The sequence below is a fragment of the Virgibacillus sp. Bac330 genome, from assembly GCF_003667845.1.
Taxonomy (GTDB): domain Bacteria; phylum Bacillota; class Bacilli; order Bacillales; family Amphibacillaceae; genus Virgibacillus; species Virgibacillus chiguensis.
Window position 1 is genome coordinate 1,907,506 of the sequence record NZ_CP033048.1, and the last position, 23,942, is coordinate 1,931,447.

The following is a 23,942-nucleotide window of genomic DNA, read 5'->3' on the forward strand; positions in this document are numbered from 1 at the left end:
CATTTATGGAAAATATATACATTTTCTAAGCATGTATTATAAATACATATGAATAATACAAGAAGAGCTTTACAAAAAAGGTATGCTGTATTCCCCCTCTAATTCTGAGATGGATTTCAATTGTGTGGCAAAGAACAAAGGATCGGGGCGCCCGTTTAGCAACGTAGCGAGTGGAACAAATCAACTAAAAATTTAGGCACCATGCCACTAAAACAAGAGTATGCCCACGTCGGGCGGCAAGTCTGTTTCTAGTCAGCCTTCCTCTTAGCGACGAATCGATGAGGACTTATCTAGAGCGATTGCGTGAAATCACCTCATTGCTGGACGAAGTGACTATTCGGTTATTTCGTTATCCATAAGCACCTTACGTTATAATTTCCTGTGCAAATAAAAAAGCCGCTTCCAATTTGGAAGGCAGCAACGTTTGATTTAGTACTGTTTAAAAAAAATCAATGTGGAAGAAGTTTTCATCCTAAATCATGTTTTAGTATAGCAAGGGAATACGACTAAAGGCCTCTTACATGAGGATTTAGCTACTGTGATATCTCGCTTATACTTGTCAGACCATATCTTCCAATTCCTCAACTTGTAGTATTGGTAAAGTGTCATATACTTTTCTCTGTATCGATAATAATCATATCCTCGCCCACTTTTTTAATTGCATTCCAGCGAATTTTGGTTTCTTCCGCTTCCTTTTTTAAACCAAACCATTTGTAATTTGGAATAATAAAAGCTTCAATTTGACCAGTAGTTTCATTAATTTCTAAATCTGTTTGTCCTAATACACCTAACCTTGCTCCTTCTTGTACGTTTACAATTTCTTTTCCACTTATTTCTTTATACCTCAATTCATTCCCTCCTACTTTTATTATTTGTAAAATCTATATGCAAAAAACCTATGATTTCATAGGTTTTTACACAATAGGGCAGGATAAATTTTTATAGAATAAGCTACAAATATAGTAATATACTTTCCTGTTCGCTCGTGTGAAAAGATAACCCTAATTTCCTTTTGGAGATATTAATGCAATAGATGGTGGTTGTTGAAAAACAATATCCATAACCTGCTGAATTTCAGTATGGTTCACATCATCAATCATTTCTACTAATTCATCTAATGTATAATGTTCTTTTAAAATCAACTCGTTTTTCCCATTTCTGCTCATGCGACTAGTTGTACTTTCCAGACTTAAAAGCAAACTTCCTTTTAATTGCTCCTTACTACTTTGTAATTCTTTATCAGATAAACCCTTCGTAATAAATTTATCAATTGTTTCTTGTATGACGTGAAGTAATTGCTCCGATTGATTTTTTGCGGTGCCGGCGTATATGGTTAGTAGTCCGCTATCCATAAAAGAAGAATGATAAGAGAAAACGGAATAGGCTAATCCTTTTTTCTCTCTAACATCTTGAAACAATCTAGAACTCATGCTTCCGCCTAACACATTATTCATAATGATCAAGCTATAAATAGCGGCTTCATGGACTGCTAATCCGTTGTATCCTAAACACAAATGAACCTGCTCCGTATCTTTATAACGCTCCATCTTTTCACCAAGAAAGGTTGGTTTAGCAAGGGTTTTAGATGACTTTGTAAATGTGTAGCTCCCAAAATACGTTTCAACTGTTTGAATAAAAGAAGTATCTACATTACCTGCAACTGAGATAACCACATTATCTGGTGTATACCTTAAATGTATATAATCTTCTAACATCTTAGGTGTGAACGTAGCTAACTTTTCTTCCGTCCCTAGAATGGGTAACCCTAATGGATGGCTACCATATGCTGCCTTAGCAAGCAGATCATGCACTAAATCATCTGGAGTATCTTCATACATTTTAATTTCCTCGTAGACGACTTTTTTTTCTTTTTCCATTTCTTCTTCTTGAAATTGGGAGTGGAAATACATATCTGCTAAAATATCTAATGCTTTATACTTATATGTATCAACAACTTTGGCATATAAGCATGTGTATTCTTTTGATGTAAATGCATTTACTTGGCCACCAATCGCATCAAATTCTTCTGCAATATCCTGTGCAGTTCTCGTTTTCGTACCTTTAAAAAACATATGTTCTAAGAAATGGGAGATACCGTTTATTTCAGCATGTTCATGACGTGAACCCGTTAGGATCCATATCCCTATCGTGACAGAACGAACTGCAGGAACTTTCTCTAGTACAACACGTAAACCATTTTTACAAGTGTGTTTTTCTATCAATGCATATCCTCCTAAAATATAAAGCGACACAAATTATCGCTTCGTTTCTACCAATTTTTCTATCGTATTTAATTTATAGTCTTTTTCTTTAATAGACGATATTAATTGCTGCAATCCTCTTTCAGTTGCTTCTGTAGGGTGCATTAAAATTGTGGCTCCAGGGTGAATTCTTTCATTCACTCGGTTAAGCATAACAGAAACAGAGGGGTTCTTCCAATCAATTGTATCAACCGTCCATAGTACTGTTTCCATTTTAAGATGATGGCTAACTTCCACTACGTGATTATTATAGCTACCACTTGGAGGTGCAAACCACTTTGGAGTTGAACCAGTTATCGCTTTTATAATATCGTTTGTTTGTACGATCTGATCGACGATGTTTTGATTGGATAACTTCGCCATATCTGGATGATTATATGCATGATTTCCAATAAGATGACCTTGTTCTGCAATCATTTTGACTAATTCAGCATTGTTTTTTGCCCATTTCCCTTCAATAAAGAAAGATGCTTTTACCCCATTGTCTTTTAAAATCGAAAGGATGTTAGGGATATATTCTTCTCCCCACGATACATTAATTAAAAATGACACCATTTTTTTTTCGGGATGCCCTCGATAAATTGGAGATGCAGGTAAATCTTTTAAACCAACTTCGGGAGTAATTTGATCGAATACTAACAGCGATTCTTGAAAACCTTCATCTTTACGTTTCATTTTTGTATATGATTTTTCTACATTTACAGTTAAACCATTTCTCCCAGGTGTCTTTTTCCAAACTTTGTCAATATATGCATTTTGTGCAGGCTCATCATATTCTTTTGCTTTTTGTTTAATTTCTTCGTATAGTGAGTCAGTTGTTTTGGCAGTTTGAACTATAACAGGTGATTCGACTGGAGTAAATGGATTTTTATTCATATCAAAGGTAAGCCCTACTATAATAATAAACACAACAACATGAAGTAAATTTCGATATCGCCGCATCCTTACGTATCCCTCCCTTATATCCTTACTTATATGATAGTAAGGGACAAGTTATGATAGCGACTTTTGATTACTTCCATTTTTGCTAGGTTTATTCAAGTATTCCTATCATCGATCCACTTCTCCCCTATTTTTCGTCATGAACGGTAAGGTAATGTAAAAGGGGAAGGGGCGAAAAACGTTTTATTCATCAATATAAACAGCATGGTGATAAACCTTCGTTTTGCTTTATAGATTGATTATATAAAACAACGTCGCTTTGTTTATGTAAAATAAATGAGAAAAGCTCAGCCTGCGTTATAAAGTCTTGGCGATCAGCTGCGTTTTTTCACCACTGTGCCCTAACAATGTTTGGGTTGTTGGGGTATTTTTAGATCATGTTCCAAAACCCCAACATCTATTTTAGAGCCTACTATAAAAAAAGAAACTGGGTTGCCAGCTTCTTGTTTACTCCATGGAACTACTGATTTTTTGCAGCTTCTTTTCTTTCCCGTTCTTCTTTTAAAACTGCTTTTCGAGACAAGTTTACTCTTCCTTGATTGTCAATTTCTTTTACTTTTACTAAAATTTCATCACCAATAGAAACGACATCTTCTACTTTATTTGTACGTTCTTCAGCCAATTCAGAAATGTGAACCAAACCGTCTTTACCTTTAAATAATTCAACGAATGCGCCGAATTTTTCAATTCGTTTTACTTTTCCTAAATATAATTGTCCAACTTCAACTTCACGTACTAAGTCCTCAATGATTTTCTTCGCTTTTTCATTCATCGCTGCTTCGGTAGATGAAATAAACACACTTCCATCTTGCTCAATATCGATTTTTACACCTGTTTCATCAATGATTTGATTAATTTGCTTTCCGCTTGGACCAATGACGTCACGAATTTTGTCTGGATTAATTTCCATCGTTAAAATTTTTGGTGCGTATTCTGAAAGATTGTCTTTCGGCTTTTCAATTGTAGCAAGCATCGATTCAAGAATATGCATTCTTCCTTTTTTCGCTTGGTGTAATGCTTCTTCTAAAATTTCTTTAGATAAGCCGTCTATCTTAATGTCCATTTGCAATGCAGTAACACCTTTAGCCGTTCCAGCAACTTTAAAGTCCATATCGCCAAGAGCATCCTCCATACCTTGAATATCAGAAAGAATGGAATAATCGTCTCCTGATTTAACAAGCCCCATCGCAATACCTGCTACAGGTGCTTTAATCGGAACACCAGCGTCCATCATCGCAAGCGTGCTAGCACAAATACTTGCTTGTGAAGTTGATCCATTTGATTCTAACACTTCTGATACTAGGCGAATGGTATATGGGAAATCTTTTTCAGATGGAACTACTTTCTCTAATGCTCGTTCTCCTAATGCTCCATGACCAATTTCTCTTCGACCAGGTCCTCTCATTGGTCCTGTTTCTCCCACACTATATGCAGGGAAATTATAATGATGCATAAAACGTTTAGATTCCTCTAAATCAAGACCGTCTAAAATTTGCACATCCCCTAAAGCTCCAAGTGTACAAACGCTTAATGCTTGCGTTTGACCTCTAGTAAATAAACCGGATCCGTGCGTTCGTGGCAATACATGTATTCGGGATGATAATGGGCGTATCTCATCAATTTGTCTACCATCAGGACGAATTTTTTCTTTCGTAATTAACCGACGTACCTCAGCTTTTACTATTTGATCAAGAATCGTTTTTACTTGCTTGCTTGTGTCGTCATCTTCTTCATAAGCAGCTAGCACGTCTTCTTTAACCGCAGAAATCGCTTCTTCCCGAGCATGCTTCTCTTTAACCTGAATAGCCTTTACTAACTTATCTTTTGCTTTTGCCTCCACTTCTGAACTTAATGCTTGATCTACCTCAAATAAAGTAGGTGCTTGTTTTTTCTTTCCTACTGTTTTCATGATTTGCTCTTGGAACTCTACTAATCGGATGATTTCCTGATGTCCAAACATAATTGCTTCTAACATGACTTCTTCAGGAACTTCATCAGCACCTGCTTCTACCATATTAATGGCGTCTTTTGTTCCAGCAACGGTTAATTCAATGTCACTTTTTTCCTCTTGCTCTACCGTAGGGTTAATGATAAATTTTCCATCTACTCGACCTACGTTCACTCCTGCAATTGGTTCGGCAAATGGAATGTCAGAAATGCATAAAGCAATTGAAGAACCAATCATTGCTGCTATTTCTGAAGGACAATCTTGATCAACACTCATTACCGTGCTAATCACTTGAACTTCATTTCGATACCCATCAGGAAATAAAGGTCGAATCGGTCGGTCAATAAGACGTGAAGATAGAATGGCTTTTTCACTTGGCCTACCTTCTCTTTTAATAAACCCTCCTGGTATTTTACCTACTGCGTATAACCGTTCTTCATAGTTAACTGTCAAAGGAAAAAACGGAAGATCCTTAGGTTCACTTGAAGCTGTTGCTACAGATAAAACAGCTGTATCTCCATAATGAATCATACAAGCACCACTTGCTTGTTTTGCTAATTCTCCAGTTTCGACGGTAAATGTTTTGCCAGCTACCTCTATAGAGAATTGTTGTTTTTCTTCTGCCATTAGTTCATGTTCTCCTTTCAAATTGCATGATACTATCCATTTTATAGTTTAAAAGCATGATTGTAAATTTTATGTAGCCTAAATCAAGGGTTGACCAATTTTTATGTACATATACCATAAACAACCATCTCGGTTCTATTATATACATCGAATACTAGTAAGAAAAGTACAAGCCATTACATGCTTCCGTAATTATCTTAATTTCATTATATTCAACAGTATCTCTTGCCTTCGCTTTCAATATTAGAAAGACTTTGCCTGTCGCCACGTTTTATGGCGAAAAATCGAAAAAACATATACTTTCCTATAGTAAAAAAGTTTTCGCAATGTCATAGCCACAGAAAAAAGCAGGATCTCTCCTGCTTTTTTCTTATCGGCGTAAACCGAGCTTTTTAATTAATTCACGGTAACGTGTAACATCTTTATTACGTAGGTAATTTAATAAGTTACGGCGTTTACCAACCATTTTCAATAATCCACGACGTGAATGATGGTCTTTTTTATGAACACGTAGATGTTCGTTTAACGTAGTGATTTCTTCCGTTAGTACAGCAATTTGTACTTCTGGAGAACCAGTATCGCTGTCATGAACCTTGTATTCATTAATAATTTCATTTTTACGTTCTTGTGAAATAGCCAATTGGTTCACCTCCTAATTACATTTGAAATCCCCAATTCCCTAGCAAACGTCGGAGTTACGTTTTGCCAAGCAATGGTTCAATATTTTCATCTTACATTTCTTTCTTTGAAAAAGCAAGTAAAAAATAATACTTTACTTATAGTATTTAATCGTCAGGCATTTATAACTATGAAATAGAGTAACTTATCATTGTATCCTTGTTATTCACATTTAGACAAATCATTCAGATGGTTGGCGAATAATTGCCGAATTTGTTTTTCGTCCTGAGCAATTTGAACTTTTAAATCGTTCATTCCATCAAACTTTATTTCATCACGAACAAAAGAATGAAACTCAATTAATAGCTCCTCTCCATAAAGCTCATTATTATAATCAAATATGTGAACTTCAAGAATTGGTTCTTTCAAGTTATCTTCAAAAGTAGGATTAAATCCTAGGCTTGCCATTCCCTCATATTTTTCCTGTTTATAAAATATTTTGACTGCGTAAATCCCCGGTTTGGGTAGTAAAGCCTCTTGGTTTGTCATCACATTAGCAGTTGGGTACTCCATTTGCTTCCCACGTTGTGCACCTTTCACAACAAGTCCATCAACAAGTAACGGTCTACCGAGTAATATATTTGCTTTTTCAACTTCACCCGAAGAAAGTAACTTACGAATTCTTGTTGAACTAATTTTTTCATTATCACATTCGACTTTATCTACCTTCGTAAAAGTGAAGGCCCCTCTTGCATGATCGTGTATTGTATCTATATTCCCGCTCCCTTTATGACCATAAGAAAAATCAAATCCAGCAACAAGATGCTTTATATGGAGCCCTTTTATAAAGTGGTTAATAAATGCTTCTGGTTGAAGTGCAGCTAACTCGGAATTAAAAGTAATAATGTATAATTTATCTACACCTAATCGTTTTAAAATTTCTTGTTTTTCGCGTAGTGGTGTAATGTATTTTACTTGCTGCTTCTCTTTTCGTAATACGACAGAGGGATGAGGGTAAAACGTAATAACCGCACTTTCCATATTTCTATTCTTCGCTTCGTTTATAGCTGTTTTAATAACATGTTGATGTCCTTTATGTATTCCATCAAAAAAACCAATGGCTGCAACTGTTTCGGGAAGTTCTTCTAATATAAGCATGTGCGGATATGTTAATTCAATTGTTCGCAACTTTCTTCACCTACACTTTTTTATCTACTAAATACACGGACAGGTTTTACGTAACCAGTTTGCTTTTCATACACTTTATAAATGGCTAGTACACAGTTGTTGTGCACAACAACAAATGGGTCTGTTTTAAATTGAACATTGCAAGGAAGCTTTTGTCCATATAAAACCCTTTGGGCTACTTCTTGATCTACATTCCATACATCTAAATGTGTTAACCCGAATTGAAGTGGGTATAGGATGTTTGTTGTACGTTGATTTAAAATAGCCTCTTCTATTGTAGCAAATGTAACCGCATTTTTGTTAGAAAATGCTCCTGTTGCTTCTCTAACCAAAGAAGCCATATGTGCAGGGTACCCTAAGGCTTTACCTATATCTACACATAATGTACGAATATAGGTTCCTTTTGAACAGACAACGCGAAAAGATATAGTGTGTTCTTTGTTGTCTGGAGGCGATAGTAAACTTATTTCTTCAATGCTTACCGTTCGCACTGGACGCTCCACGTATTGATTTTCTCTAGCGTATTCATACAATTTCTTCCCTTTTACCTTAACAGCTGAGTACATAGGTGGGATTTGTTTAATTTCTCCAGTGAACTGAAGGCATATTTCTTCAATCTCCTTTTGGAGCGGCATCACATTAACCACTTTCTCCTCAACTATCTCACCTGAAGCATCTTCTGTATTTGTAGCAGCTCCTAACTTAAGCTTGGCCACATATACCTTTTTCGTATTTGTTAAAAAAGGAACAATCTTTGTTGCTTTTCCAATACAGATAGGTAAGACCCCTTCCACATCTGGATCTAACGTACCTGTGTGTCCAACTTTCTTTGTTTGAAACATTTTGCGAATTTTAATTACACAATCATGCGAGGTAAGACCTCTTGGTTTCCATAATGGCAAAATTCCATGCAACTGTGAAAACCTCCATTCCATATAAAGTGAACCTTCCACAAACTGAGAAATTATGGATGGAAAAAATCTGACCCTATAACATCAGGTCAGATTTTTCTCCACGCCAAATTTAATCCCGATTGATCTCTGCGAACATATGCATTTTATTATTGGCACATCAATTATTTAGATCTTTTAAAATTGTCTCAATCCGATTACCATATTCATATGCTTCATCAAATTCAAACATCAACTCAGGTGTTTTGCGCAAGCGAATACGTTTGCCAATTTCCGATCGAATAAACCCTTTTGCTTTTGCTAAACCTAGCAGCGTATCTTTTTTCTGCTTGTCATTACCTAAAACAGAAATAAACACTTTTGCTTGCTGCAAGTCACCAGTAACTTCAACATCTGTAACTGTTACAAAGCCAACTCGTGGATCCTTAATTTTGCGAGTTAGGATTTCACCTAGCTCTTTTTTCATTTGCTCGCCCACTCGATTAGCACGTAGTTCAGCCATTTCATTCACCTCTTATACTAAAACCCAACCAGGGCATGCTTCTAAATTCTTTCTATATGGGTAATGGTTCGTTCTAGCTGTGTGTAGGAATCAATAACGTCCATTACACCTTGTAATACTTGCTCTGCATGTGCTCGCTCTGTTGATATAGTAACGATCCCAAATTTTATACGACGCCATAAATCATGATAATCCAATTCTGTAATAGCTATATTAAAATCTTTTTTACATTTGGTTAACACAGGCTTTATAATCGATCGTTTCTGTTTTAACGAGTTGCTCTCATATAAAAAGCATTCTACTTCCGCATACATAATCATTCAGGCTTGATTTCTTCCATAATAAACGCTTCAATGATATCTCCTTCTTTAATATCATTAAAGTTTTTAATGGTTATACCACATTCATAATTCTGCGCAACTTCCTTCACATCGTCTTTAAAACGTTTTAATGCAGCAATTTCACCTTCAAATTGTACAACGCCATTACGAACTAAACGCACTCCAGCATCTCGCGTGATTTTACCATCTGTTACATAGCTTCCAGCAATTGTACCAATTTTTGAAACTTTAAACGTTTCACGAACTTCAGCCTGGCCAATTACTTTTTCTTCGTATTCAGGATCAAGCAACCCTTTCATTGCTGCTTCTACTTCTTCAATTGCTTTGTAAATCACACGGTGTAAACGAACATCTACTTTTTCCCTGTCAATCGCCTTTTTCGCATTCGCATCTGGGCGTACGTTAAAGCCAATAACAATAGCGTTAGATGCTGCTGCCAAAATTACATCGGATTCCGTAATGGCGCCGACACCTGTATGAATGATTTTAATATTGACACCTTCGACTTCGATTTTTCTTAGTGAAGAAGCGAGCGCCTCTGCTGATCCTTGCACATCAGCTTTAATAATAATATTAATTTCTTTCATTTCACCTTGTTTGATTTGTTCAAACAAATCATCTAGGCTAACTTTTGTTTGTTCGCTACGGCTTTCCTGAATTTTCTTCTGTTGCCTTGCTTCACCAATTTGACGAGCTTTTTTCTCATCTTTGAATACGAGGAATTGATCTCCAGCTTCAGGTACACCATTTAATCCTGTAATCTCTACAGGTGTAGATGGACCAGCTTCTGTTACTCTTTGACCAACATCGTTAACCATAGCCCGGACACGGCCGTGCGTATTTCCAACAACTAGTGAATCTCCAACATGTAATGTTCCATTTTGTACAAGTAAAGTAGCAACAGAGCCTCTACCTTTATCCAATTGCGCATCAATAACGGTACCAAATGCGGTGTTACTTGGATTAGCTTTAAGCTCTTCGATTTCAGACACAAGAACGATCATTTCTAGCAATTCGTCAATTCCTTCCCCTTTGATTGCAGATAGGTTGACAAATATCGTGTCTCCTCCCCAATCCTCAGGTACAAGTCCATACTCGGTCAACTCTTGCATAACACGATCAGGGTTTGCGGCTTCTTTGTCCATTTTGTTAACCGCTACAATAATCGGAACTTCCGCCGCTTTCGCATGGTTGATTGCCTCCACTGTTTGTGGCATAACTCCATCATCAGCAGCAACAACTAGGATAGCCACATCTGTAACTTGGGCGCCTCGAGATCGCATGCTTGTAAAAGCTGCGTGCCCTGGCGTATCCAAAAATGTGATCTTTTTTCCATCGTTTTCAACTTGGTATGCTCCAATATGCTGTGTAATACCGCCCGCTTCACCAGCAGTAACCTTTGTATGGCGAATGGAATCTAATAATGTTGTTTTTCCATGATCAACATGTCCCATAATTGTTACAACAGCTGGGCGTTCTACCATATCTTCAGGCTTATCTTCTGCGACATATTTGTCTAAATCCGTATCTTCAAGAATAATTTCTTTTTCAACTTCTACACCAAATTCAGCACAAATCAATTCAATGGAGTCATCATCTAAATCTTGATTTTTAGTAGCCATTACACCTAAAAACATCAATTTTTTAATAATCTCAGATGCTTCTTTATTCAATTTATCAGCAAGTTCGCTAACAGTTAGCGTTCCATGATACTTCATTGCTTTTGGTGTTTCTTTCTCCATTGTTGATTGTTTTGGCTGTGCTTTCGTATTCGCTTTGCCTTTTTTAACTTGTTTCCCCTGTGGTTTCTGTTGCTGTTTCTTAGGCCTCTGCGAATGATTTGGTTTATTTTGCTTATGAGTTTGGCTTTGTTTCGAATTTGATTGATTATCACTTTGCTTTTCCATTTTTTGTTGTTTAGATTCTTCCTTTTCTTGCTTTTGCACTTTAAATTTTTTATCAAGCAGTGCTATTGTATTAGGGGAAATCGTCGACATATGGTTTGTCACATCGATATCCTGTTCTTTAAGAAAAGCAACAACTGCTTTACTAGATAGATTATTTTGTTTTGCATATTCATATACACGCATTTTACTCATACGTTCACCCCCAAAATTATTCCCCGAGTAACGTGTTCATTTTTGCAGCAAATCCTGCGTCTAAAATAGCTATTGCTACTCTCTGGGTCTTTCCGATAGCATTCGATATTGTTTCTCTATCATCTACTATAACATATGGAATTTTATAGGTTTTGCATTTGTCTGTTATTTTCTTTTTGGTTTGTGGACCAATATCATTCGCAAGTAAAATCAATACAGCACGTCTGGACCGAATATCTTTCAGTATCGTATCTTCACCAAGCGAACATTTTCCAGCTCGAAAAGCAAGACCAAGTAGGTTTAAATAATTATTTTTCATTCGTTGTACCTGCTATTAGATTCCTTAATTCTTCATAGATAACTGAATCAATAGTTGCATTTAAATGTTTAGTTAATACGTTTGTTTTTTCTGCTTGGTCAATAACAGCAATGTCTTTACACAAATAGGCTCCCCGACCATTTTTTTTGCCAGTGGTATCTACAAATACTTCTCCATCTTTATTACGTACTACACGAATTAAATCTTGCTTTGGCATCATTTCATTGGTTACTACACATCTGCGAGTAGGGATTTTACGTTTTTTTACCATTCCCAATACCCTCCTTATTCAAACAAGCTTTCTTCATTGTCAGAATAGGTTTTTTCTACTTCATCCAATATTCCTTCTTCTCTTGCATCTGTTTCACTTTTTATATCGATTTTCCAACCAGTTAACTTAGCTGCAAGCCTTGCATTTTGGCCGCGCTTCCCTATGGCAAGAGATAGTTGGTAATCGGGTACAACAACAGTAGTTGACTTTTCTTCTTCATTAACTAATACAGTTAGTACTTTTGAAGGGCTTAAAGCATTTGATACGTAGACAACAGGATCTTCCGACCATTGTACAATGTCAATTTTCTCACCCTTCAGTTCATTTACAATGGCTTGCACTCTCTGTCCCTTTTGACCGACACATGAGCCTACAGGATCAATGTCTGGATCAGGCGCATGAACAGATATTTTAGAACGGTCACCTGCTTCTCGGGCAACAGATTTAATTTCTACAATTCCATCATATATTTCTGGTACTTCCATTTCAAATAACCGTTTTAGTAGTCCGGGATGGGACCTTGAAATATATATTTGTGGCCCTTTACTTGTATTTTCCACTTTTGTTACATACACTTTTATTCGGTCATGCACATGATATTCCTCGGTAGGCATTTGTTCGGCTTCCGGAAGTTTTGCTTCTACTTTACCAAGGTGGACGTAAACGTACCGGGGATCTTTTCGTTGAATAATTCCCGTCATTACGTCATCCTCTCGGTCAGAGTACTCTGAAAAGATAACACCACGCTCGGCTTCTCTTACACGCTGTGTAACAACTTGTTTAGCAGCTTGTGCGGCAATACGACCAAAGTCTTTTGGTGTTACTTCCACTTCCACTACATCATCTAGCTCATAGTTTGGATTAATTTCTTTTGCTTCTTGAATAGGTATTTCTTGTTGTGGATCTTCAACTTCATCGACAATGTTTTTTCTAGAATACACAGCCATTTTCCCAGTATCTTCATTAAGCTCAACACGAACGTTTGTTGCGGATTTGAAATTCTTTTTATACGCTGAAATTAAAGCAGCTTCTAAGGCTTCCATGAGGATTTGTTTATCAATCCCTTTTTCTTTTGCTAAATAATCAATTGCATCGAACAATTGCGTGCTCACTTTTTTCTCCCCCTTTAAAACGATACAGCCAATCTAGCTTTGGCTATCTTCTCAAATGGAATCTCTACAGTTTGATTACGAGTTTTCAATTTATATGAAATGGTTATTACATCATTCGCAAAGTCAACCAGTTTTCCTTCATATTCTTTTTCACCATTTATTGGTTCATATAACTTGACATATATTTGTTTATTCATATTCTCTTCAAAGTCTTTCTTTTTCTTTAAAGGCCGCTCAGCGCCTGGTGAAGAGACTTCTAAAAAATAGGCCTCTGCAATTGGGTCTGTTTGATCCAATTGTTCGCTTAATTCCTCAGACACCTCTCCGCACTCTGTAATGTCAACACCGCCTTCTTTATCAATATATACACGCAAAAACCAGTTTTTTCCTTCTTTTACATATTCTACATCGACTAATTCCAGATTTTTTTGTTTTAGGATCGGGAGAACTAATTCTTCCGTTGTTTGTACGACTTTTGAACTCAACACATATCCTCCTTTTTTGTGCTATTTTTTCACGATATAAGGTTACTTCGGATGAGTGAATGATTATATCTACGTCCTAAACCAAGCGAATAGAATTCCATTAAATACGTACACTTCATACAAAATGCAAGTCAAATTATAATATCTACAAAAGCTATTTACTCAAGTTTTGTTATAATACTATTAGTATAAACCATATGTCGTGATTTCATTTACAAATAGCTAAATGAGTGTAGAAACACTGTAAACACGTTGTATCTCATAAAGTTACAACTACTGTTTATTCATCCGTTTTTGGCTAACTGTAGCTTGATGTTTCCCTACTACAAACAACATGTGCCAATTTCAATACAAAACCCCTGCCGAGAGGTGTGGCAAGGGGGTTGAGGGCACAGGTTGAAGTATGAAGAAAGAGTGGGTTGCTACCCACTCTTTTAAACGTTCGTATCGTTACTTACCAAAATTAGTATATCACAAGGAAAAATAGGTTGCAAGTTAGAACAAAGAGAGCTGATTTTGTTCCGCCATCCCTTCTAAGCAACCATGGTTATCCAAGTATTCCAATACGGTCTTAGAGATTTTACTTCTTTCTCGTAAGTCTTCTTTTGACAAAAATTCTCCTTCTTCTCTTGCTTTTACAATGTTTATTGCAGCATTCGTTCCCAAACCGTCTACAGCATTAAACGGTGGAATAAGAGCATGCCCATCGACAATAAATTCTGTTGCACTAGATTTGTATAAATCCACTTTTTTAAAAGAATAACCTCGTTCGCACATTTCTAGAGCAAGCTCTAAAACTGTAAGTAAACTTTTCTCTTTTGGAGAGGCTTCATTTCCTTTAACAGTAATTGTTTCCATTCGTTTTCTAATTGCATTAGAACCTTTAATCATGGTATCAAGTTCAAAGTCATCTGCTCGAACAGTGAAGTATGCTGCATAAAAGAATATAGGGTGATGTACTTTAAAATAAGCTATTCTTACAGCCATTAATACATACGCAGCAGCATGAGCTTTTGGGAACATGTATTTAATCTTTTTACATGATTCAATATACCAATCTGGGACATCATGCTTTTTCATTTCTGTAATCCACTCATCTTTTAGCCCTTTCCCTTTACGAACAAACTCCATGATTTGGAAAGCTAAGGAAGCATCTAGTCCTTTATGCATCAGATAAACCATAATATCGTCACGACAACCGATAACATCCGGTAGCTCACATATGCCGTCATTAATTAATTCCTGTGCATTACCTAACCAAACATCCGTACCGTGTGACAATCCTGAGATAATAACAAGTTCTGCGAACGTATTTGGTTTTGTATCTTCCAACATTTGCCGAACAAACTTCGTCCCAAATTCTGGCACACCTAATGTACCAGTTTTACAGTTGATTTGTTCAGGCGTTACCCCAAGCGCTTCTGGGCCAGAAAAAATAGTCATTACATCTGGATCGTCAGTAGGAATGGTTTTAGGATCAATCCCACTTAAATCTTGTAGCATACGAATAACCGTCGGATCATCATGTCCAAGTATATCCAATTTCAATAAATTATCATGAATGGAATGGAAATCAAAATGCGTTGTCCTCCATTCACTACTTCTGTCGTCAGCCGGATACTGAATAGGAGTAAAATCAAATATTTCTTTGTCGTCAGGAACAACAATAATACCTCCTGGATGCTGACCTGTAGTTCGCTTCACCCCAGTACATCCTTTTACTAGCCGATCAACTTCTGCATTTTTATAAACGAGTTGTTTATCAGAAGCATATCCTTTCACATAGCCATAAGCTGTCTTCTCAGCAATAGTACCAATTGTTCCAGCACGATATACATTGTCGATTCCAAACAATTCTTTCGTATAGTTATGCGCCCTTGGTTGATAAGAGCCTGAGAAGTTCAAATCAATATCGGGTACTTTATCCCCTTTAAAGCCTAAAAATGTTTCAAAAGGGATATCTTGACCATCTTTTGTTAAGCTTGTCCCACATGTTGGGCAGTGCTTATCTGGTAAATCAAATCCACTTCCGACTGAGCCATCTGTAATAAACTCATGATAATGGCAAGACAAACATACATAATGTGGTGGTAAAGGATTTACTTCTGTAATTTCTGTCATCGTTGCAACAAAGGACGAACCTACTGAACCACGAGAACCTACTAAATAACCATCGTCTAGCGATTTTTTAACTAGTTTTTGTGAAATGAGATAAATAACACTAAACCCGTGTCCAATAATACTTTTTAATTCTTTCTCTAAACGTTCTGTTACAATCTCTGGAATCGGTTCACCGTAAATTTTCTTTGCCCTTGTATAACAAAGGTCACGAATTTCTTGGTCTGCTCCTTCTATCGTCGGTGTAAACAAGCCGTCTTTTACTGGTGCGATTTCTTCTATTTCATCTGCAATGGCTTGTGTATTCGTAACGACAATTTCCGTTGCTTTCTTTTCACCTAAAAAGTAGAAGGCTTCTAACATTTCATTCGTCGTTCGAAATGGAGTTTGTGGTAATGAGACTCGGTTTAATGGATTTCCTGCTTGGGAAGCAATAAGAATCTGTCTGTAAATCTGATCCTGCTCGTCTAAATAATGGACATTCCCCGTCGCAACAACCTTTTTGCCCACACGTTCACCTAACTGGACAATCTTTTTTATAATATCCAATAGTTGTGCTTCATTTTGTACTAAATCTTTTTCAATTAAATGCATGTAATTTGCAGGTGGTTGCACTTCTATATAATCGTAAAATTGAGCTACGTTTTCTGCCTCTTCTGCTGATTTTTGCATCATCGTCTCAAAAACTTCCCCTTGATCACAAGCAGAGCCTATTAAAATGCCTTGCCTATATTTCTGTAATAAGGAACGTGGCAATCTTGGTACACGATAGAAATAATCAATATGGGCATGCGAAACAAGTTTATATAAGTTCTTTAACCCTTCTTCTGTCTGTGCAATTAATGTACAGTGAAAAGGTCTTGAACGTTGATATGCATTCCCTTCACCCATATGTTTATTCAGCTGGTTATGGTTGATTATGTCTTTTTCTAATAAAGCTTGAACAAGTTTCCATAATAAATAACCGGTTGCTTCCGCGTCATAAATCGCCCTGTGATGCTGCGTTAATTCAATATCCATAAATTTACACAATGTATTCAACCGGTGATTTTTCAAATGTGGGAATAAAAATCTTGCTAATTCCAACGTATCAATAACAGCATTTGTAGCTTTTGGAAAATCCATTTTCTTAAAACCTTGATTTAAAAATCCCATATCAAAACTAGCATTATGGGCTACTAAAATATCATTTGCCATCCACTTGCGAAAATCTGCTAATACTTCGTCAACTTCTGGTGCATGCTCTACCATTTCATCCGTAATACCTGTAAGGTCAATAGTTGTCTGCGATAAAGGATGGTGGGGGTTAGCAAAAGATTCAAACCGGTCCACAATTTCTCCTTGATGAATTTTGACAGCAGCTAATTCAATAATGGTGTCATACACAGCTGATAGGCCGGTCGTCTCCACATCAAATACAACATATGTAGCTGTAGCTAAATCTACATCTTGTTCATTATATGCAATAGGAACACCATCATCGACTAAATTCGCCTCTACACCATAAAGCACTTTTATACCATGCTTCTTTCCTGCGTTATAGGCATCAGGGAAACCTTGTACGCCTGCATGATCAGTAATTGCGATAGCTTTATGCCCCCATTTTGCCGCTTGAGCAACTAAATTTGCTGGTGAGACTACTGCATCCATTTGACTCATTGTCGTATGTGCATGTAATTCAACCCTTTTTTCTTCATCCGGTGCTGCATCTTTTCTGGGTTCTACTTTTATTTCATGTATATCATTAGCCATCATTGCCAGTTCATTCGTATACATATCTGTTTGAATACTTCCCCGGGCTTTAATCCACATACCTTCTTTTACTGACTCGAATTTTTCAGCGTCTTCATCGCCTTTTGAAAACATTTTAATTTGTAATGAATCCGTATAATCCGTTGCTTTGATGATAAGCAAACTCCGGCCGGAACGCAGTTTACGAATATCGACAGCGAAAATATAACCTTGAACCGTTATTCGACGCTCTTCTTCTAAAATTTCTTCCATATGAACAGGATCATCTTGAATCTTATAACCGAGCATCACAGGTTTATTTTCGGGCTGTAATTTTGCGTGATCACGTTTTGTTTTCTCTTGCACGGTACGTTGAACAAGCTGTTGATCTTCAGCAGCTTTTTGTTCTTTAAACTGCTGAATAGCTTCTAATTCAGCTTTCACTTCTAATTGCAACTGAAAAATCGGTAAACCTGATTGCAAACAAAAAGCTTTAAATGGCTCCTCGAGTCTTTTTTTTACCGCTTTACTTTCTGCTTCATTTCTAGCGGTTAACATAATGTTATTACCGTTAACTTTTGGTGTTTGTGATTGAACCATATCTTTATAAGCAGGTGACAATTGTGAAAAAGACTGAATAAAATGTTGCCAATACTTTAGAGTCACTTGCTCATCGCAAGCTTTGTTTGCCGTTTCAATGGTTAATTCGATCGTAGCAATTTGCGCAAAACTTGTTTGTAGTCGATGTTTAAATACTTGGTATACTTCGCAAGGCAATATTTGATTCGTATAAATATGAAAATGCCACGTCCTCGATTGCTTAAAAATTTCCAGCTTTTTTAAATAACTATCAGCAAAATAAGATAATTGCTCTTCGGAAAATTCCAGTTGCTTTAACAGTACATCCATCTTCTTCTTTTTCGATATATCCATTGCTATCCTCCTGTCCCATTTTTAAATGGAAAGCTGTAAAACCCCTGTCGCGTTTCTGGACAAGGGTTTTCGTAAATACATCTCTTTCCAATTAAAGAAATAAACGTTGAATATCGTTCCATGTAACAACTATCATGAGTAACATGAGCAGTGCAAAACCTATAAAGTGAAACAAACCTTCTTTTTCTGGAGCAACTGGTTTTCCACGTATCGCTTCAATCCCAACAAACAGCAATCTACCTCCATCCAATGCTGGAAGTGGGACAAGATTGACAATCCCCAAATTAATACTTAACATGGCCGTCCATAACAGGAAGTTTGTAAAACCAGTTTGTACAATTTGGTCTGTGGCATCATATATACCGACTGGTCCTGATAAAGCATCAATGGACAATTGTCCCGTAATTAACATCCCTAAGTTCGTTAAAATGAGCTTCGATGTGTCATACGTCTGTGAAATGCCATATGGAATAGTGCCTAAAATTGATTTTTCATACGCTTTATATACACCAATTTGCCCAAATGATTCTTCCCCTTCAACACCTTCTGCTTCATTTGGAACTACCGTTAAAGCAATTTCTTCTCCATCACGCAATACAGACATATGGAGTTCTTCATTCGGGCTACTGCTTACGATCGTGTGAAACTCTTCCCAGGTAGAAATAGGGTCTTCCTCAATTTGGATTATTTCATCCCCCTCTTTTAAACCTGCTTCCGCTGCCGGGCTATCCGCTATAACTTCTCCCATTTGCGCTTCTTCTACAGGCACACCTTGGATGATCCCAAGGATTAAGAAGATAAAAATAGCCAACACAAAGTTCATCATTGGCCCTGCGAATAATTGCATGGCGCGCTGTAATACCGTTTTGGAAGCGAACTGCCGATCATAAGGAGCAATTTGTGTTTCTCTTTCGTCCATAACGAAGAAAGCTTTCGAATCAACATCAAAAACAAGTTTTTCCTCTTCACCGACTTCATACCCCTTTATTTGCAATGCATGATCTAAATCCGCTTCTTCAATTTCTATAATACGGGCATTTGGATGTTTGGTTTTGTGATTTACAATAATTTTATTTACTTTTCCAAACTCATTAAATTCTAACCCTACATGATGCCCCGGTTTTAAATCAATGATCTCTGGGTCTTCTCCGGCAACTCGCACGTAGCCGCCAATTGGAAGGAGCCGGATCGTATATACAGTTTCGTTCCTCGTAAATGCAAACACTTTTGGGCCAAAACCAATCGCAAACTCACGCGCTAACATGCCAGCTCGTTTAGCAAAAATTAAATGCCCCCATTCATGAATAAATACAAGGAGACCAAACATAAGAATAAACGCAATGACTGTATTCAAATAAAAGCACCTTCCTTTAAAAGTATCGGTTAATCATACAATGCATCATTGATAAGTAAAATTGGTTTCAATGAATGGATGTCATCCTTATCTTTCTTATGAAGACTATTAATTAAAAAAACCAACAAGATGTAATATTGGTAAAACAAATAATAAGCTGTCAAAGCGATCTAGAATACCGCCATGACCTGGAAGTACATTTCCTGAATCTTTCACCCCAAAGTGGCGTTTGAACGCAGATTCAACTAAGTCGCCAATTTGTCCAAATACAGATGCAATAATTGCTACCCCGATCATGCCAACTAACGTATCACCAATAGGATGAACGATTTGAAAGATAATACTCACAATAATCGCTAACAAAATTCCGCCTAAAGCACCTTCTATAGTCTTATTTGGACTAATTTTGGGCCATAGTTTACGCTTTCCAAAAGCTCGCCCTACAAAATACGCTCCTGTATCTGTGGACCAAATAAGAAGAAATATGTAGAGGATCGTTGCTAATCCGCCTCCACCTTCTCCGCCCCTAGCTAAAAGCAAATAATAGAACCCCATCCCTACGTAAATCGCTGAAATAAGGACAACACCCGCATGATCAAAGGTAAATTTATTCTTAACTAATACAGTATAGGACAATAGTAACAGGACAATAAGCATTAAAATTTCTGATTTTGTGAGCCACATAAATGGGATAGCATCCATATGTTCTGCTTGCAAAAGTACCCATAACAGTCCAATACCTAAAATAGAAGGGATGGAGTATTTAGCAATATTCCCCATTCTTAATAATTCTAAAAAACCAATTGTTGCCATTGCATACACTAAAATTTCAAATGGAAGGCCACCAATGATAACAAAGGGAACAAATATGATTAATGCAATGATGGCTGTAATAATCCGTTGCTTCATATACTACCTCACCTTAAATACCGCCATAACGACGCTGGCGTTGCTGATATTCCTCAATTGCTTGTTTAAATACTGCTTCATCGAAATCAGGCCAAAGAACTTCTGTAAACCAAAATTCAGTGTAAGCAAGTTGCCATAATAAAAAATTACTTAACCGTTGCTCCCCACTTGTTCGTATTAGTAAATCTGGATCGCTCAGTTCTTTTGTATATAAATATTTATTAAAGACTTCTTCGCTTATAGCTTCCAAATGAAGCTTTTCATTTTGCACATCTGTCACTACATGTTTCATTGCTTGTATAATTTCATACCTACTACCATAGTTTAAAGCAAAATTTAATAATAATCCATTATTATTCTTTGTTTTATCCATCGCATACTGAACAGCTTCTTTTGTATGCTCTGGTAAAGCTTCAAAATCCCCAATGGTTTGAATGCGAACATTCCTTTCCATTAATTCAGGTAAGTGAATATGTAAAAATTCTTTAGGAAGCTTCATTAAAAAGTCAATTTCTTTTTGCGGTCGTTTCCAGTTTTCTGTTGAAAATGCATATAAAGTTAAAATGTTAACATTACTCTTATGCGCTGCACGAACGGTTTTTACTACGGCGTCTACACCTTCTTTATGACCCGCAATACGTGGTAATGACCTTTTTTTAGCCCACCTGCCATTTCCGTCCATAATAATTGCAACATGGTTTGGAATATTCTCTGTGTTCTTTAATGATTCTATTTCTTTTGTTTTCTTTTTTGTAAAGGGAAGTCTAATTGACATAGTTTGTCCTCCGAATATGTGTCAACGTTTCTAGTTCTTTATCTGCACCTATTTTATGAGATGCAAATAAAGTATATGATATATGAATTATCATTATATCATGTAAACCAAGTTTTATTATACCGATTTTTCCTAAAATACAAAAGCCCCCTTTAAAAAAGAGGGCGATTTTCTGCTTATTTTACTTGGAATAGCATTAAACTTCCATAATTTCTTTTTCTTTTTCTTTCGCTAGTTGGTCAATTTTTGCTATATATTTATCTGTTACTTTTTGTACATCCTCTTGTAAAGCCCGTACATCGTCTTCTGAAATACCGTCTTCTTTTTTCAATTGATCATTCGCTTCACGTCGAATGTTTCTTACCTGAACACGTGATTCTTCGGCATATTTACCTACCACTTTAACTAAATCTTTACGACGTTCTTCTGTTAATGCTGGTATATTAATCCGAATTACATTCCCATCACTAGAAGGTGAAAGACCTAGATCTGCTTTTTGAATCCCTTTTTCCACGTCAGCAATAGCTGATTTATCATATGGTGTAACAACAAGTAGTCTTGCTTCTGGTGCAGAAACCGAAGCAATTTGGTTTAATGGTGTACTCATTCCATAGTAATCCACAAAAACACTGTCTAATAAACTTGGATTTGCTCTTCCAGCTCTAACAGTAGCCAGATTTTTAGAGAAAGCTTGTACAGCTTGTTCCATCTTTTCATTCGTTTGTTTCAATATACCATCAGACATGTTATTTCCCCCTTATTGTAGTTCCAATTACTTCACCTTGAACGACCCGTTTAATATTACCTTCTTCCATTATAGAAAACACAACTAAAGGAATATCGTTATCCATACATAAAGTTGAAGCTGTTGAGTCCATAACGCCAAGTCCTGCATTGAGCATTTCCATATAAGAAAGGTTCTCATACTTCTCTGCATTTTCATTCAATTTAGGATCCGCTGTATAAACGCCATCCACATTATTTTTTGCCATCAAAATGACTTCCGCTTCAATTTCAGCTGCGCGTAATGCTGCAGTTGTATCCGTTGAGAAGAAAGGATTTCCTGTACCAGCAGCAAAAATGACAACACGCTTTTTCTCCAAATGGCGAATTGCTTTCCTTCTTATGTATGGCTCAGCCACTTGTCTCATTTCTATTGATGTCTGTACTCTTGTAGGTATACCGATGTTTTCCAGTCCATCTTGAAGTGCTAAAGCATTCATAATTGTTGCTAGCATCCCCATATAGTCAGCATTGGCACGATCCATACCCATTTCACTGCCTACTTTGCCACGCCATATATTTCCTCCGCCAACGACAATAGCAATTTCTACATCTAATTCAGCAACTTCTTTTACTTGATCAGCGATAGACTGAATAATTTTAGGCTCAATGCCATATCCAAGTTCGCCACTTAATGCTTCTCCACTTAGTTTAAGCACGATTCTACGGTAACGAGCTGTTGTCATAATAACCTCCACAGAAAATAAAATAGTTTATTGTAATAAGAATTCTTTAAGTTATGGAGAAATAGGGAACAATTGCTTGCTCCCTATCAACCAGATTATTTTTTGATTTGACTCATCACTTCATCTGCAAAGTTCTCTTCACGTTTTTCCATTCCTTCGCCTACTTCATAACGTGCAAAAGTTTTCACTGTTGCTCCTTTATCCGCAACAAACTTTTTCACTTTTTGGTCTGGATCTTTTACAAAACTTTGCTCTAATAAACAAATTTCTTCAAAAAACTTGCCAAGACGACCTTCTACCATTTTTTCAACAATATGTTCTGGTTTACCTTCATTTAAAGCTTGGGCTTTTAATACTTCACGCTCATGGTTTACTTCTTCTTCTGCAACATCATCACGAGAAATATAACGTGGATTTACAGCTGCAATATGCATCGCTACATCTTTAGCAACAGCTGTATCTGTAGTTCCTTCTAACAAGGTAAGCACGCCGATACGTCCACCCATGTGTAAATACTCACCAAACGCATCGTTATCCGTTTTCGTTACAATAGTAAAACGACGAAGGGATAATTTTTCACCAATTTTTGCAACAGCAGCTTTAATATGGTTTTCAACTGTTTCTCCAGTCGCTTCCATCGTTTGCTGTAGTGCTTTCTCTACGGTCTCTGGCTGGTGTTTTAACAAATGAGTTGCTAATGTAGATAATAGGTCTTTAAACTGGTCATTTTTTGTTACGAAATCTGTTTCACAGTTTACTTCTAGTAAAACAGCTGTATTACCATCTGCTTGAATGTACGCAGACCCTTCAGCAGCAATACGGTCAGCTTTCTTTGCAGCTTTAGACAGACCTTTCTCACGTAAGAAATCAACAGCAGCCTCTAAATTGCCATCTGTTTCCTGAAGTGCTTTTTTACAATCCATCATTCCTGCACCAGTTTTTTCACGTAATTCTTTAACCATTTTTGCAGTGATTGCCATTTGAAATCCTCCTTAAAATCATCGACTAATTCATATTTTCTTTTAAAAA

General features: G+C 36.7%; 21 protein-coding genes. All 21 read right to left on the reverse strand.

What is annotated here, in order from left to right:
- Positions 1–605: 605 nt before the first annotated feature.
- The 21 genes from D9780_RS08905 to tsf all read right to left on the reverse strand — a co-directional run bounded on the left by D9780_RS08905 (position 606) and on the right by tsf (position 23,893).
- A complete protein-coding gene (locus D9780_RS08905; RefSeq protein WP_073004986.1) occupies positions 606–848 on the reverse strand; it encodes a YlmC/YmxH family sporulation protein in 243 nt (80 codons plus the stop codon).
- A gap of 153 nt (positions 849–1,001) precedes the next feature.
- Entirely contained in the window at positions 1,002–2,222 is a 1,221-nt protein-coding gene (locus tag D9780_RS08910; RefSeq protein WP_121639883.1) for a M16 family metallopeptidase, read from the reverse strand.
- A gap of 33 nt (positions 2,223–2,255) precedes the next feature.
- The gene (locus D9780_RS08915) at positions 2,256–3,203 is read right to left on the reverse strand and encodes a polysaccharide deacetylase family protein (RefSeq protein WP_073004990.1); all 948 of its coding nucleotides are present in this window, start codon (positions 3,201–3,203) and stop codon (positions 2,256–2,258) included.
- A gap of 460 nt (positions 3,204–3,663) precedes the next feature.
- Complete coding sequence (pnp, locus tag D9780_RS08920) at positions 3,664–5,778, reverse strand: polyribonucleotide nucleotidyltransferase (RefSeq protein WP_121639884.1); 2,115 nt, start codon at positions 5,776–5,778, stop codon at positions 3,664–3,666.
- A 370-nt stretch (positions 5,779–6,148) separates the two neighbouring features.
- Positions 6,149–6,418 carry a 30S ribosomal protein S15 gene (rpsO, locus tag D9780_RS08925; protein WP_073004994.1) on the reverse strand — a complete coding sequence of 90 codons (270 nt, stop codon included), beginning with the start codon at positions 6,416–6,418 and terminating at the stop codon, positions 6,149–6,151.
- Positions 6,419–6,618: 200 nt separating this feature from the next.
- The gene (locus D9780_RS08930; protein WP_121639885.1) at positions 6,619–7,584 is read right to left on the reverse strand and encodes a bifunctional riboflavin kinase/FAD synthetase; all 966 of its coding nucleotides are present in this window, start codon (positions 7,582–7,584) and stop codon (positions 6,619–6,621) included.
- A gap of 20 nt (positions 7,585–7,604) precedes the next feature.
- Positions 7,605–8,498 (reverse strand): tRNA pseudouridine(55) synthase TruB, encoded by an 894-nt coding sequence (gene truB, locus D9780_RS08935; protein WP_121639886.1) that lies wholly within the window; start codon positions 8,496–8,498, stop codon positions 7,605–7,607.
- A gap of 157 nt (positions 8,499–8,655) precedes the next feature.
- Positions 8,656–8,997, reverse strand: a complete 342-nt coding sequence (rbfA, locus tag D9780_RS08940; RefSeq protein WP_073004999.1) for a 30S ribosome-binding factor RbfA — start codon at positions 8,995–8,997, stop codon at positions 8,656–8,658.
- A gap of 41 nt (positions 8,998–9,038) precedes the next feature.
- The gene (locus D9780_RS08945) at positions 9,039–9,317 is read right to left on the reverse strand and encodes a DUF503 domain-containing protein (RefSeq protein ID WP_073005001.1); all 279 of its coding nucleotides are present in this window, start codon (positions 9,315–9,317) and stop codon (positions 9,039–9,041) included.
- Positions 9,314–11,437, reverse strand: coding sequence for a translation initiation factor IF-2 (gene infB / locus D9780_RS08950; RefSeq protein WP_121639887.1), 2,124 nt, complete (start codon positions 11,435–11,437; stop codon positions 9,314–9,316). The genes D9780_RS08945 and infB overlap by 4 nt, the downstream gene beginning before the upstream one ends.
- 16 nt (positions 11,438–11,453) lie before the next feature.
- Positions 11,454–11,756, reverse strand: a complete 303-nt coding sequence (locus tag D9780_RS08955) for a L7Ae/L30e/S12e/Gadd45 family ribosomal protein (RefSeq protein ID WP_073005005.1) — start codon at positions 11,754–11,756, stop codon at positions 11,454–11,456.
- On the reverse strand, positions 11,746–12,027 hold the full coding sequence (rnpM, locus tag D9780_RS08960) for an RNase P modulator RnpM (protein WP_073005007.1): 282 nt from the start codon (positions 12,025–12,027) through the stop codon (positions 11,746–11,748). The genes D9780_RS08955 and rnpM overlap by 11 nt, the downstream gene beginning before the upstream one ends.
- Before the next feature lie 14 nt (positions 12,028–12,041).
- The gene (gene nusA / locus D9780_RS08965) at positions 12,042–13,139 is read right to left on the reverse strand and encodes a transcription termination factor NusA (RefSeq protein ID WP_073005009.1); all 1,098 of its coding nucleotides are present in this window, start codon (positions 13,137–13,139) and stop codon (positions 12,042–12,044) included.
- Between the two features lie 14 nt (positions 13,140–13,153).
- The gene (rimP, locus tag D9780_RS08970; protein WP_116276971.1) at positions 13,154–13,624 is read right to left on the reverse strand and encodes a ribosome maturation factor RimP; all 471 of its coding nucleotides are present in this window, start codon (positions 13,622–13,624) and stop codon (positions 13,154–13,156) included.
- A gap of 495 nt (positions 13,625–14,119) precedes the next feature.
- Complete coding sequence (locus D9780_RS08975) at positions 14,120–18,406, reverse strand: PolC-type DNA polymerase III (protein ID WP_121639888.1); 4,287 nt, start codon at positions 18,404–18,406, stop codon at positions 14,120–14,122.
- Positions 18,407–18,497: 91 nt separating this feature from the next.
- Positions 18,498–19,760 (reverse strand): RIP metalloprotease RseP, encoded by a 1,263-nt coding sequence (gene rseP, locus D9780_RS08980; protein ID WP_121639889.1) that lies wholly within the window; start codon positions 19,758–19,760, stop codon positions 18,498–18,500.
- Positions 19,761–19,868: 108 nt separating this feature from the next.
- Positions 19,869–20,669, reverse strand: coding sequence for a phosphatidate cytidylyltransferase (locus D9780_RS08985; protein WP_073005017.1), 801 nt, complete (start codon positions 20,667–20,669; stop codon positions 19,869–19,871).
- Between the two features lie 13 nt (positions 20,670–20,682).
- On the reverse strand, positions 20,683–21,444 hold the full coding sequence (locus tag D9780_RS08990) for an undecaprenyl pyrophosphate synthase (RefSeq protein ID WP_116276968.1): 762 nt from the start codon (positions 21,442–21,444) through the stop codon (positions 20,683–20,685).
- A gap of 196 nt (positions 21,445–21,640) precedes the next feature.
- Complete coding sequence (gene frr, locus D9780_RS08995; RefSeq protein WP_073005020.1) at positions 21,641–22,189, reverse strand: ribosome recycling factor; 549 nt, start codon at positions 22,187–22,189, stop codon at positions 21,641–21,643.
- Position 22,190: 1 nt separating this feature from the next.
- Positions 22,191–22,913: a UMP kinase gene (pyrH, locus tag D9780_RS09000; protein ID WP_073005022.1), complete on the reverse strand. Its 723-nt coding sequence runs from the start codon at positions 22,911–22,913 to the stop codon at positions 22,191–22,193.
- 95 nt (positions 22,914–23,008) lie between these two features.
- On the reverse strand, positions 23,009–23,893 hold the full coding sequence (gene tsf / locus D9780_RS09005) for a translation elongation factor Ts (protein ID WP_116276966.1): 885 nt from the start codon (positions 23,891–23,893) through the stop codon (positions 23,009–23,011).
- Positions 23,894–23,942: the final 49 nt, after the last annotated feature.